Source organism: Luteimonas sp. Soil_C_16 (assembly GCF_057657295.1).
In genome coordinates this window covers 136,772-149,506 of sequence record NZ_JBDGIS010000001.1, presented here as the reverse complement: position 1 = coordinate 149,506, position 12,735 = coordinate 136,772, and the positions used below count along the sequence as shown (strand labels likewise).

The following is a 12,735-nucleotide window of genomic DNA, read 5'->3' as shown; positions in this document are numbered from 1 at the left end:
TACAATCGCCGCATGACCAATTCCGCATCCACCACCCCTGCGCGGCGCGCGCTCGTCACCGGCGGCAGCGGCGACATCGGCGGCGCGATCTGCCGTCGTCTCGCGGCCGATGGACTGCATGTGATCGTCCATGCCAACGGCAATCTCGCGCGCGCGGAATCCGTCGTCGCCGAGATCGTCGCCGCAGGCGGCAGCGCCGAAGCGATCGCGTTCGATGTCGCCGACGGTTCGGTCACGCGGCGCGCGCTCGACGGGCTGCTCGAAGCAGGGCCGATCCAGGTGATCGTCAACAACGCCGGCATCCACGATGACGCGCCGATGGCCGGCATGTCGGAGGCGCAATGGAAGCGCGTCATCGACGTATCGCTGCATGGCTTCTTCCACGTGACCCAACCATTGCTGTTGCCGATGGCGCGCAAGCGCTGGGGCCGTATCGTCAGCGTGTCGTCGGTCGCCGCGGTGACCGGCAATCGCGGGCAGACCAACTACGCGGCGGCGAAGGCGGCGTTGCACGGCGCATCGAAATCGCTGGCCCGCGAGATGGCGAGCCGTGGCATCAGCGTCAACGTGGTCGCGCCCGGCGTGATCGCCGGCAGCATGGCGCAGGATGCGTTTCCGGACGAGATGATCAAGCAGATCGTTCCGGCCGCACGCGCGGGCACGCCGGACGAGGTCGCGGCGCTGGTCGCGTTCCTGTGTTCGGAGCCGGCCGGCTACATCAATGGCCAGGTCATCGGCATCAACGGCGGCATGGGCTGAGCCCGAACTTTCCCTGAAACAGGACGTCCCGATGCGCATGCTTCTTCTGAGTGCTGTATTGGCTGCGGGCTGCACGCTCGCCACCAGTGCCGCCGCAGCAGACAAGATTCGGCTGCAAGTACCGGTGCCCGTCGTCGAAGGCGCCGACATCGATGCCGAAATCCTCAAGAACTGCGACGTCGCCAGCAACTTCAACACCGCACTGATCCGCGAACTGCGCAAGGTCGCCGAGCCGGCGCAGGCGCCGCTGGCCGACATGCACGGGCGGGTGCTCAAGGTCGAGATCGTCGATGCGATCTGGGGCGGCAACTGGTTCATCGAACACACCCAGACGCTGCGCGTGCGCTGCGCGCTGTACGAGGACGGCACACGTGTCGCCGGTTTCAACGGCGTCATGCAGGGCCGTGGCGGCGGGCTGACCAGCGGCTGTTTCCAGATGAATTCGAACTTCCGCGCGCTGACTTGGCACATCAAGCGCTGGCTGCGAAATCCGGTAGACGGCGCGCGGATCGGGCAGGGCGGCTGACCCGGTTCCGGGCGCGCGGGATCCCGGATGCAGCACGGGCGGCGCCCATCCAGTTGCCCTTCAGCGCCATGAATCCGGATTCACGCCGCCGGTCGCATCATCCCTGCACCCGCCACGAGGATGCCCCGATGCGCGTTTCCCGCCTGCTCCCGTTGTTGCTCGGCGTCGGCCTGCTCGCCGGCTGCGCCAGTTCCCATGTGCTGACCGGCACGCCGCGTGCGCCGATCGATCCGTCGCAGGTGCGCATTTATCACGGCCCGCCGCCGGGCCAGTACGAGGAGATCGCGATCCTCAACACCAGCAGTGGCGCGCTGACCTACGGCGAGCAGAACAAGGTGAACTCGGTGCTGCAGAAACTGCGCAACGAGGCCGCCAAGCTCGGTGCGAACGGCGTGCTGTTCCAGGGCACGGCCGATGGCTACCGCAGCGGCGGCGTCAGTGTCGGCGGCGGTCTGGGACGCGGCGGCGGCCGTTCGTTCTCGTCTGCCGGCGTGGGTGTCGACATCAGCCCGCAGCAGAAGTACGCCAGCGGCGTCGCGATCTGGGTGGCGAATCCGCCGCCGGTGGAGTCCATGCCCGCGCCTGCACCGGCCGTACCGCCGGCGCGCTGAGTCAGCCGGTGCCGAAGACGACGCCGGCCGCGAGAGCGGCCGGCGTTTTCGTATGAGTCGATGACGCGGTCAGCGTGCGCGCTCGTGCTCGAGCGCGTCGGCACCCGCCAAGCGCCGGTTCCACAGCGACAGCAGCGGCGAGGTCATGACCGTCGTGACCAGGGTCATGCCGAACATCAGGGTGAAGAGTTCCTGCCCGATCAGGCCAGCATCGAGGCCGATCTTCAGCACCACCAGTTCCATCAGGCCGCGGGCGTTGATCAGCGAACCCACCGACAGGCTGTCGCGCCAGTCGTAGCCCGACAGCCGCGCGCCGATCGTGCCGCCGAGCATCTTGCCGGCGATCGCCACCAGCAGGATCAGGCCGAACGCGCCGATGCCCGCGCCGACGAAGGCTTCGGACGTGGTGTTGAGGCCGGCGAGCGCAAACACGATCGGCATCAACAGCAGCATCGATACCGGCTCGAACGCCTTGGCCAGATGGTGCAGCAGGCGATTGTCGCGCGGCAGGCAGACGCCGAATACGAACGCGCCGAACACCGCGTGCAGGCTGATCGCCTCGGCGAACGCCGCGCAGCAGACCAGACCGATCAGGATCGCGATCAGCGTGCCGCGGGTCGGCGCGCCGTCGGCATCACAGCCGCGTTTCAGGATCCACGCATACAGCGGCTTGAGCACCAGGAACGCGACCGCGACCAGCACCACCGCGCCCGCGGCCACCATGCCGACACCCGGGCCGCGATGCGCGCCGCCGATGGTCAGCACCAGCGCGAGGAAGATCCAGACGAAGCCGTCGTCGATGATCGCCGCGCTCAGCGCGAGACGGCCGGCGCGGGTCTGGGTGAGGTTGCGATCCTTGAGGATGCGCGCGAGCACCGGGAACGCGGTCACCGACATCGCCGCGGCGATGAACAGCGCGAACGGCCAGAAACCCAGTCCCTCGGGTGCGAAGCGCGGATACAGCCACGGGGAGATCGCCAGGCCCAGCGCCAGCGGCAGCGAGATGCCGAGCACGCCGACCAGACTCGCGGCGCGCACCTGCGCGCGCGTGCCTTCGACCGAACGCAGTTCGGCGCCGATGATGAACATGAAGAGCACCAGGCCCACGGTCGCCAGCGCCGACAGGGGCGGCAGCGATGCGGCCGGAAACAGCGCGGCGTGCAAATCCGGCAGCATCGCGCCGAACACCACCGGCCCGAGCAGCAGGCCGGCAGTCATCTCGCCGATCACCGGCGGCTGTCCGAAATACTTCAGCACCCAGCCGCAGGCGCGTGCGGCGATGAGGATCACGGCCAACTGGAGCAGCAGGAGGGTCGTCATCGCGGCACAGGTTCCCGGGTCTTCAATGCGGCCTTCCAGCCCGCGCAGCCGCAATCATCGACGGCTCAGGCGGCTTCGGCAACCGGTACGAACCACTGCGCCGGCAGCATCGACGCGTGTGCGCTGCTGTCGTGTTTCGCCAGCAATGCATCGAGGCCGTGATCGCCGATGTCCGGAATCGCGGCGCGCGCGAGTGCCAGCACTTCGGACGCCAGCTGGCGCATCGCAGCCATCGAGCGCTGGGTGCGCGCGATGTACGCGGCGTCGTCGAGTTCGTCGGTCAGTCCACCGTTCATCTCGCGGCACCAGTCGACTTCGTACTGGTCGTAGGCACGCGCTTCGCGGAGCTCGGGCGACGCATCGCGGGTGCCCCATTCGCGCATCAGCGCCTGCATCGCCAGATTCAGTGCACGGCCCTCGGCGAAGGCGGGCTTGAGCTTGGCGAGGATCGACAGGTCGGCCTGGCGGCGGCTGAAGAACAGCGGTGCCAGCAGCGCCCAGTAGTACACGTAATCCCACAGCACCTTGATCGGCATGACCTGCGGGTGGCCGAAGATCGGGTACTGGTCTTGGTAGAGCGTCAGCGTGTTCTCGTAGAACGAGAAGTACAGCTGCTGGTAGATGTCGGCATACGGCGCGATGTCTTCGCCCGCGCGGTCCTTGCCGATCAGTTCGCAGACGTAGGTGTTGCTGATCGCGATAAAGTCGCTGCCCGGCGAATAGAACGGATCGAGGAACAGGCCGGCCTCGCCGGTCAACGCCCAGCGGTGCTTCGAATACACCTGTTTGCAGCCGTGCGAGAAGTGGCGCAGGAACAGGAAGTCCTGCAGCGTGTACTCGGGCTTGTCGAGCGCTTCGTGCACGCGCGGCTGGTGCGTGCGCAGCCAGTCCATCGCCTTGTCGAAGGTATTCATGGTCTCGAGCGGATGCATCTTCGCGTCGCAGACGATGCCCAGCGAATGCGAGCCCGAGGCCAGCGGGATCAGCCAGAACCAGTAGCCCGGGCCGCACATGTGGTTGGTCGAGTTCACCCGGCGCGCAGGCGTGAAGCGGTCGCGCCACTGCGGATCGTCCGACCACTGGTCGAGATCCGACTGGCCGTCGATCCGCCACCACACCGCATTGCAGTCGTGGTCGTTGGCCATCGCCAGACCGAGCTTGCGCTTGATCAGGCCGGCGCGGCCCGAGGCGTCGACGACCCAGCGCGCTTCCAGCGTCCGGCGCTCGCCGGCGTGATCGAAGGCGACTGTATGCGGCGCATCGGTCTCCGACAGCTCCAGCGTGCGCACGACCGCTTCGTCACGAAAATCGACGCCCATTTCGCGCGCGCGATCGCCGAGGAAGTTCTCGAAACGACCCCGGTCGAGCTGCCACGACGGCGTGGGCAGCAGCTTGCTGACGCCCATCTCGCTGCAGGCCTGCACGTCGTACTCGCGATCGGTGAAGAAGTAGCGCAGGCCGTACTTGCGCACCTGCTCGGCTTCCAGATGGTCGCGCAGCCCCAGCACGTCGGCGAAGTAATGCGCGCCGATCTCGACCGTCGACTCGCCGACCTTGTGCGCCGCTTCGCGGACCGGATGCGCGCGACGTTCGATCACCGTCACCGACAGCGTGGGTTCGCGCTGGCGCAGCTGGAGGGCGAGTGTGAGCCCTGCGAGACCACCGCCGAGGATGACGACATCGGTGCGGGCATCGCCGCCGGAAATGTGCGCAGTGCCTGGATTCATGCGGTGACGGTGCCTTGTGCGGATGGAAGGTGTTCGATTGTGCCCGCTCAGGCCGCGTCGGCGTACCAGAGCGTGGACAGCGATGCCGGCGTGGCCGGTGCATCGCCGAGCAACGTGGTCAGGCCGAAGTCGTCGATATCCGCATGGGCGCCGCGTGCGTGCTGCAGGATCTCGGCCGCCAGCCAGCGCATGCGCGCCACGTTGTCCTCGATGCGCGCGACCAGTGCGTCGTCATCGAGTACGTCGTCGAGCGCGGCGTTCATCGCGCGGAACCAGCCGATGTCGGACTGGTCGAGCAGACGCGCGCCGGACGCGGCCCCGTCGCCGTTGCGGCGGCCCCATTCGCGCAGCAGCTGCTGCAGAGCGAGATTGAGCGCGCTCGCTTCGGTGAATGCCGGGCGCAGGCGGCTGAGCACCGCCATGCTGGTCAGGCGGTCGGCGAAGAACAGCGGCGTCAGCAGCGACCAGTAATACGTGTAATCCCAGATCACCTTGACCGGCATGACCTGCTCGTCGCCGAACAGCGGGTACTGGTCCTGGTAGAGCGTCAGCGTGTTCTCGTAGAACGAGAAATAGAGCTGCTGGTACAGCGCGACGTAGGGCCTGAAATCGGTGCCCGCGCGGTCCTTGCCGATCAGATCGCAGATGTAGGTGTTGCCGATCGCGATGAAGTCGGTGCCCGGCGAATAGAACGGATCGAGGAACAGCCCGGCCTCGCCGGTCAGCGCCCAGCGCTCGCGCGAGAACACCTGCTTGCAGCCGTAGGAGAAGTGCCGCAGGAACAGGAAATCCTGCAGCGTGTGCTCGCTGCGGTCGAGCGTGGCGGCGACCTGCGGCTGATGCGTGCGCAGCCAGTCCATCGCTTTCGCGTGGGTGTTCATCGTCTCGAGCGGATGCATCTTCGCGTCGCAGACGATGCCGAGCGAATGCGACCCCGAGGCCAGCGGAATCAGCCAGAACCAGTAGCCCGGGCCGCACATGTGGTTGGTCGAGCGCCAGCGGTCGGGTGGATCGCAGCGCTGCAGCCAGCCCGCGTCCTGCGACCAGGCATTGGGATCGATGGTGCCGTCCACGCGCCACCACACCGCATTGGCGTCGTGGTCGTTGGGCAGGGCGAGGTCGAGCTTGCGCTTGAGCAGACCGGCGCGGCCGCTGGCATCGATCAGCCAGCGGCTGTGCAAGGTGTGCGTCGCGCCATCGCGCTCGAACGCGACGACGTGATCGTCTGCGCCGTCGCCGGCCATCGTCAGCTCGCGTACCACGGCGGCATCCTCGAACTGCACACCGAGTGCGCGCGCGCGTTCACCGAGGAAGTTCTCGAACCGGCCGCGGTCGATCTGCCATGACGGCGTCGGCAGCAACCGGCTCACGCCGAGCTCGGTGCACTGGTCGATCGCGTGGCTGCCTTCGGAGAAGAAGAAGCGGAAGCCGAACTTGCGGATCTGCTCGCTCTCCAGATGCGCTTCCAGACCCAGCACCTTGGCCAGGTAATGCGCGCCGATCTCGACCGTGGACTCGCCCACCTTGTGCGCGGCTTCGCGCACCGGGTGCGCGCGGCGTTCGATGACGGTGACCGCGCAGTCGGGGTCGCGCTGGCGCAACTGCAATGCGAGGGTGAGCCCGGCGAGCCCGCCGCCGAGAATCGCGACATCGGTACGGGTCGTGGTCTGCATCAGCCGGCGCCTTGCATGGGTTCGGAAGCGAGCATCGCGTCGGGCGTCGCGCCGGGATCGAAGATCACCGGCGGATTCGCCCGCTTGGCTCGCCAGGTGCGCAGCAGATCGCCGCGCGTCAGCACCTGCCCGAGCACGTGCAGGGTGATGAGTTTCAGGTCGCGGTAGAGGCGGAAATGGCTCTTGCGGAACTGTTCGTCGGAATCCGCGCAGTGGTAGCGCGTCTCCACCGGCACCGACACCACGCCGCAGCCGAGCTGGCGCGCGGCACTGATCAGCACCTGCGCTTCGAACACGAAGCCTTCGCCGGGAATGTCGTCGAGCGCGAGCACCGAGGCCGGATACAGCCGCTGCCCGCTCTGCGTGTCGACCATGCGGAAGCCGCAGGCCCAGGCGATGCCCCAGTCGCCGAAGTCGTTGCCGATCCGTCGGTACCAGGGCTGGGTGCCGCGCTTCTTCAGGCGCGCGCCGTTGACGATGCAGTTCGGGTGGTGGTTTGCGGCTTCGATCATTCGCGGAATGTCGCTCGCGCGATGCTGGCCGTCGCCGTCCATCGTGACCACCGCGGCGAAGCCGCGGCGTCGCGCTTCGGCGAACCCGTCGCGCAGGGCCTGGCCCTTGCCCATGCGTCGCGGGTGGCGCAGCAGTGTGACCGGCAGCGCGGCGACGATGTCGGGCGTGGCGTCGTCGGAGCCGTCGTCGACGACGATCACGTGCTCGCTGTACGCCAGCGCTTCGCTGACGACCTCGTCGATGCGCAGCGCTTCGTTGAGCGCCGGAATCACCACCGCGACATTGCCGCGATGCAGGTGCGCATGCTCAGCCATGCGCCGGCTCCGGCTGCGTGGTGTCGTCGATCTCGAGCGACAGCGAACGGTGCGGACCGGCGCGCAGCACGGCGCGCGATCCCCCGGTGGCGAGCGCGTCGAACAGCGGCAGCATCTGCGCCATCGCATTGCGTTCGCCGTGCGTGCCGAGCGGGCCGGGTGATTCGAGATCGGCGCCGTCGCGCAGGCTCGCGCGGATGCGTGGTCCGGTGCCGTCACGCACCAGTACCAGCGCGGCGCCGAGCAGGCCTTCGCTGTGCGTCACCGTGCCGAGCAGACCCGCCGAGGCGGTGTCGTAGGCGACCAGCAGCACCGCCGGGGTGCCGGTGGCGAGCTGCATCATCGCTTCCAGCAGCCCCTGGGCGAACGTGGCGTCGTAGGCGCTGAGTGCAGTCGTCGCTTCCGTGCAGCCGGCGCCAATGGTCCAGTAACCCGCAGCGGCGTTGTGCACGGAGTTGTGGAACTTCGTCGGCGAGATCGCAGTGGGATCGGTCGCCAGCGTGTCGCACATGTAATCGGTGATGCCCAGATCGCCGTGCGTCGAGGCGAACACCGACGGCAGCGTCTCCGGTGCGATGCCGGCATCGCGGCACGCGGCCATCGCGACTTCGAGCGCGACCGCGACCGAGCCCGGCGCGCGCCGGCGTTCGTTCGGCGCCAGCAGCTGCGGCGACGGGCGCGACGGTGCCGATTCCGGACGCGTGCCGTCTATCGCGAATGCGCGTGCGGCGGCCCAGTCCGGCAGGCCGTCGGTCCAGAAGCCGATGCCGGCGATCGTCGCGGTCAGCGCGCTCGACATGCCCGACGTGCTCATGCGGCCACCTTGCCGAACACCAGCGAGCAGTTGTTGCCGCCGAAGCCGAACGAGTTGTTCATCGCGAATCGGATGTCCGCCTCCGCGTTGTCGAAGCGGATCTGCGGCCCGCACGCGGGATCGCGCACGGTGCTGTCGAGAATGCCCGGCAGCAGGCCGTGCTCCAGCGCGAGCAGGGCGAACACCGATTCGACGATGCCCGCCGCGCCCAGCGTGTGACCGGTCCAGCCCTTGGTCGAACTGGCGTGCAGCGTGCCCGGGAACAGCGCATCGACCGCGCGCGCCTCGACCGAATCGTTGGCCGGCGTCGACGTTCCATGCAGGTTCAGATAGCCGACGTCCGCCGGTTCGACACCGGCGCGGTCCAGCGCGCCGCGCATCGCCAGCGTCGCGCCGAGGCCTTCGGGATGCGGCGCCGACATGTGGTGCGCATCGCTGGATTCGCCGTAACCGCGCAACTGCAGGCCGGTATCGCCGGTGGCCGCGCGTTCGAGCACGGCGAATCCGCCGGCCTCGCCCAGCGACAGGCCATCGCGCGTCGCGTCGAACGGACGGCACCGCTCGGTCGACACCAGGCCGAGCGCGTTGAAGCCGAACAGCACGCTGCCACACAGGGTGTCGACGCCGCCGACCAGGGCCGCATCGACGAGGCCGGCTTCGATCATGCGCGCCGCCTGCGCGAACACCTTCGCGCTCGACGAGCAGGCGGTGGCGACGGTGATGCAGGGGCCGCGCAGGCCGATGGCGTGCTGCAGGAAATCGCCCAGCGAATGCGGGGTGTGCACGATCGGTCGGGCGAGATCGTCGGGAAAATGCCGGACGCCGTCGGCATCGGCATCGGCGCGCGCATAGGCCTCCTCGCTCGCGCCGATGCTCGAGGTGGACGTGCCGACGACCAGCGCGACGCGGTCCGCACCGTACTTCGCGACCATCGTATCGAGCGCGTTGAGCACGCCGTCGTGCTGCAGCGCCAGCCAGGCGAGGCGATTGTTGCGGCATTCCCAGCGCGACAGTGCGGACGGCAGCGGCGCGTCTTCCACACCCTCGACGCGGCCGATCCAGGTCGGCAGCGGGGTCGGGCCGAAATCATTGCGGCGCAGGCCACCGCGTCGTTCACGCAGCGCCGTGGCCTGAGCGGCGGTGCCGCGTCCGAGGGCGGTGGTCGCGGTGAACGCGCGGATGGCAAGTGCCGGCATCGGCGACGGGGACAGCGGTTCAGGCACGCAACGGATCCGGGGGACAATCAGGCGGCCGAGTATAGCCACAGCATCGTGAGGCTAGACTCCCGGGTCAGCCCCAGTTCCAGAGCGTCGACACCACCGCTTCACGATGGCACGTACCCGCCTGCTGCACCGTTTGAAACGCCTGTCCGACCGCGACGCGCTGCACACGCTCGCGGTCGCTGCGGTGGCCTGCGCGCTGAGTTTCGGGCTGGTCTACGTGGGCTATCTGGTGCACGTGCTGCGGGTCGCACGCAACGCGCCCTGCGTGCCGGTCAGTGGCGAGTGCGTGCTGGTGTTCGGCAAGCACTCGCCGCAGGGCCGGCTGGATGCGGATTTCCAGGCGCGGCTGTCGCGCGCGGCGACGTTGTGGAGTTCGCATGCGCCCGGCCGCGTGCTGCTCCTGGGGGGCGGTCCGATGGGCGCGCCGACCGAGGCCGCCTTGGCGCGCGATGCCCTGCATGCGCTGGGCGTGCCCGACGACGCCCCGCTGGTGCTCGAAGACGCCTCGCGCGACACGCTGCAGAACCTGCGCAACGCGCGCAGCCTGCTGGCCGCGGCGGCCGTCGATCCCGACGCGCCCACGCGCCGGGTCACCCTGCTCAGCAGCCGCTATCACCTCGCGCGCTGCGCCCTGTTCGCACGCGGACTGGGCCTGCACTGGGAACTGTGCGCGGCCGAACCGGCGCTGTCGTGGCGCCCCGGCATGCTGTGGCGCATCGCCGGCGAGGCGGCGTATGTCTGCTGGCTCGACATCGGCGTGCGCTGGGCGCGGCTGATCGGGCATCGACGGTTGATCGAGCGCATCAGCTGAGCATCGACGGTGCGCCGGCATGCGCCCCACCCGCCCGGGCAGGGCGCACAGGCGCGATCAACGGCGCTGCTGCGCCGGGATGAACACCGTCTCCACCGCCTCGGCCAGCTGGTCGGGCGGCAGCAGGCCCTGGTCGAGCAGGAAGTTGTTGAACGCGCGGCGGTCGAACTTCTCGCCCAGCGCCAGCTCGGTGCGCATGCGCAGTTCGAGGATGCGGGTGTAGCCGTAGAAGTAGCTCGTCGCCTGGCCCGGTGCGTTGAACGTGTAGCGGTCCAGTTCCTGGCGCGCCATCGCCGGCGACAGCATCACCTCTTCGGTCAGCACGCGGCCGGCGCGTTCGCGGTCGATCGTGCCGAGATTGAGCATCGGGTCGAGCATCGCGCGCGCGGCGCGCAGCAGGCGGAACTGCAGCGCGATCAGCTGGCCGTCGAGCGGTTCGTAGGGCACCATTTCGGCTTCGGCGTACAGCGCCCAGCCTTCGACGTTGACCGAGTTGAACGCGAACATCGAGCGCGCCAGCGACACGCCGCGTTCGACCATCGCGGTGAACTGCAGCTCGTGGCCGGGACGGCCTTCGTGCGCCGACAGCGTCCAGCGCACGGCGTCGAAGTTGAAGTCGTCGTAGGCCGCGTCGTCGCCGGTGCCGCCGGGGTTGCCGACCGGCAACACGAACGTGCCCTGCTGGCCGGTGTTGCCGACCAGCGGCGCCGGGCGGAAATGCGGCGCCGGCTGCGCGGCCGATTCGGCATCCGAGCCCAGGCGCATCTGCATCTCGCGCTGCGGCACGTCGACGATGTTCTCGCGCTCGATGATCGGATCGATCGCGTCGATCACTTCGCGATAGCTCGCTTCCAGACGCGCGTTGGGAATCGTGTCGCGCTTGAGTGCGGCGATGACCGCGCGGTAGTCGGTCGCGTCGATGCCCTTGTCCTTGGCGACCAGCGGCGCGAGCTGCTGCATCTGCGCGCGGATCTCCATGAAGGCCAGCTGCGCGCGCTGCATCAGCAGCTGCGGATCGACATCGGTGCCGTACTGCTTGAGCCCGAAGGCATACAGTTCCGGCGGCAGGCGCGTGTCTTCGCGCGCTTTCGGCAGCACGGTGGTGCGGGTCCAGTCGGCGTAGGCCGTGATCTCCTTCGCGATCGCGTCGAGCGCGGGCTCGGCGCCTTCGATTTTGTATTCCTCGAACAGCTTGCGGATGCCGGCGATGTAGGTGTCGGCGCTGTCGAGCGCGCGCTGCACTTCCAGTCGGGTCGGCTGCAGCAGTTCGGGATTCGACAGGCGTTCTTCGTAACGCTGGCGGGCGAGCGTGGTGATCGGCGTGCTGCCTTCCGTGAGCCCGGCATAACGCTGCAGGCGCGCGAGTGCGTGCGCACGGCGCTCGGGCGGCGTCTGCGCCGACAGCAGTCCATTGATGCCGCCGAAGACCAGCTGCGGCGCGTCGGTCCACGGCAGCAGATAGCGCTCGTTGAGCGTGCTGCCCTCGACGCTGTCGTCGATGCTCTTGAGCAGGATCTGCAGGTCCTGGCGCACGTTGGCGTCGCGCTCGAGTTCGAGCTGGGTCTGCAGCTTCGCGCGTGCACCGGCCATGGCCGTGCGATAGCGGGCGGCGTTGTCGGGGCCGAAGTCGGCAACCTGGTCGTCGTAGCCGGGCACGCCGAAGAAGCCGGCGGATTCGGGCTGGAACGGCGCCTGGGCGTCGATCAGGATCTGCGCGAGCGCGTTGCTGCGCGTGACCCAGGCCGGCGATGCGGCCTGCGACGCGGTCACGGCCGCCTTGGCGTCATCGGTGTGGGCGAGGGCCGTGAGCGGCGCGGCGAGGGACAGGGCGATCGCGAGGACGAGCGGTTTCATGGCAGCACCAGCGGCAAGGACGAACGCCGACCGTAGGCGCTCGCGTGCGTGCCGGCAATGGCCGGAGGTCACGGCGCCGGCAGTGCGTGGTGTTCGACCGGCGTGTCCGCCTCGGCGATGGTGATGATCTGCCCGGGGTCGTGGTCGCCCGGCATGTACAGCAGCGATTCCCAGGTCCACGCACCGAGTCGACGCTCTGCGCTCGCGACCAGGTGACCCGCACCGCACGGGCCTTCGATGCCGATCACCAGGTCCGCGCGGCCCGAGCCGCCGTCGTCGGTCGAGGTGCTGACCGAGCCCATCGGCATGAAGCCGGGCGTGATCGGCGTGCCGATCGTCGCGACGAGCTCGGGATGCGCGCGGGCGCGTGCCAGTGCGTCGACGTAGACGTCCGAGCGCATCATCGAGCCGCGGATCGCGAACAGCATGATCGCGACGAACGCCGCCACCAGTGCGACGAAGGTGACCACGACGACCGGCAATGCCCACTTCCAGTTGCGCTGCCACCAGCCGCGCGGCGGCGCGGGCGCTTGTGCGGGACGTGGCGGCAACGGGGGCGGCAGCGTGGACATGCGCGGGCGTCCGGCGGG

12 protein-coding genes are annotated in these 12,735 nt (G+C 68.9%); 4 read left to right on the top strand and 8 right to left on the bottom strand.

Features of this window, described 5'->3' with window-relative positions:
* The first annotated feature begins 12 nt into the window (after nt 1-12).
* From fabG to AC3A5T_RS00675, 3 genes are all read left to right on the top strand, one after another.
* Nucleotides 13-759 carry a 3-oxoacyl-ACP reductase FabG gene (fabG, locus tag AC3A5T_RS00685; RefSeq protein ID WP_487626899.1) on the top strand — a complete coding sequence of 249 codons (747 nt, stop codon included), beginning with the start codon at nt 13-15 and terminating at the stop codon, nt 757-759.
* Between the two features lie 31 nt (nt 760-790).
* Complete coding sequence (locus AC3A5T_RS00680) at nt 791-1,285, top strand: hypothetical protein (RefSeq protein WP_487626898.1); 495 nt, start codon at nt 791-793, stop codon at nt 1,283-1,285.
* A gap of 128 nt (nt 1,286-1,413) precedes the next feature.
* Nucleotides 1,414-1,896, top strand: coding sequence for a DUF4156 domain-containing protein (locus AC3A5T_RS00675; RefSeq protein WP_487626897.1), 483 nt, complete (start codon nt 1,414-1,416; stop codon nt 1,894-1,896).
* Nucleotides 1,897-1,965: 69 nt separating this feature from the next.
* On the opposite strand, the gene AC3A5T_RS00670 is transcribed toward AC3A5T_RS00675, so the two are convergent.
* From AC3A5T_RS00670 to AC3A5T_RS00645, 6 genes are all read right to left on the bottom strand, one after another.
* A complete protein-coding gene (locus AC3A5T_RS00670) occupies nt 1,966-3,216 on the bottom strand; it encodes a cation:proton antiporter (protein WP_487626896.1) in 1,251 nt (416 codons plus the stop codon).
* Nucleotides 3,217-3,281: 65 nt separating this feature from the next.
* On the bottom strand, nt 3,282-4,943 hold the full coding sequence (locus AC3A5T_RS00665) for an NAD(P)/FAD-dependent oxidoreductase (RefSeq protein WP_487626895.1): 1,662 nt from the start codon (nt 4,941-4,943) through the stop codon (nt 3,282-3,284).
* A gap of 47 nt (nt 4,944-4,990) precedes the next feature.
* A complete protein-coding gene (locus AC3A5T_RS00660) occupies nt 4,991-6,616 on the bottom strand; it encodes an NAD(P)/FAD-dependent oxidoreductase (RefSeq protein WP_487626894.1) in 1,626 nt (541 codons plus the stop codon).
* Entirely contained in the window at nt 6,616-7,443 is an 828-nt protein-coding gene (locus AC3A5T_RS00655; RefSeq protein WP_487626893.1) for a glycosyltransferase family 2 protein, read from the bottom strand. Before AC3A5T_RS00655 ends, AC3A5T_RS00660 begins: the two co-directional genes overlap by 1 nt.
* Nucleotides 7,436-8,257 (bottom strand): beta-ketoacyl synthase chain length factor, encoded by an 822-nt coding sequence (locus AC3A5T_RS00650; protein ID WP_487626892.1) that lies wholly within the window; start codon nt 8,255-8,257, stop codon nt 7,436-7,438. The genes AC3A5T_RS00655 and AC3A5T_RS00650 overlap by 8 nt, the downstream gene beginning before the upstream one ends.
* Nucleotides 8,254-9,453: a beta-ketoacyl-[acyl-carrier-protein] synthase family protein gene (locus AC3A5T_RS00645; protein WP_487626891.1), complete on the bottom strand. Its 1,200-nt coding sequence runs from the start codon at nt 9,451-9,453 to the stop codon at nt 8,254-8,256. Before AC3A5T_RS00645 ends, AC3A5T_RS00650 begins: the two co-directional genes overlap by 4 nt.
* Nucleotides 9,454-9,586: 133 nt before the next feature.
* Here AC3A5T_RS00645 and AC3A5T_RS00640 point away from each other — a divergent pair, with 133 nt between their 5' ends.
* Nucleotides 9,587-10,291, top strand: a complete 705-nt coding sequence (locus AC3A5T_RS00640) for a YdcF family protein (RefSeq protein WP_487626890.1) — start codon at nt 9,587-9,589, stop codon at nt 10,289-10,291.
* Between the two features lie 57 nt (nt 10,292-10,348).
* On the opposite strand, the gene AC3A5T_RS00635 is transcribed toward AC3A5T_RS00640, so the two are convergent.
* Both AC3A5T_RS00635 and AC3A5T_RS00630 read right to left on the bottom strand, forming a co-directional pair.
* Nucleotides 10,349-12,145, bottom strand: a complete 1,797-nt coding sequence (locus tag AC3A5T_RS00635) for a DUF885 domain-containing protein (RefSeq protein ID WP_487626889.1) — start codon at nt 12,143-12,145, stop codon at nt 10,349-10,351.
* A 68-nt stretch (nt 12,146-12,213) separates the two neighbouring features.
* Nucleotides 12,214-12,717: a cytochrome c oxidase assembly factor Coa1 family protein gene (locus AC3A5T_RS00630; protein WP_487626888.1), complete on the bottom strand. Its 504-nt coding sequence runs from the start codon at nt 12,715-12,717 to the stop codon at nt 12,214-12,216.
* Nucleotides 12,718-12,735: the final 18 nt, after the last annotated feature.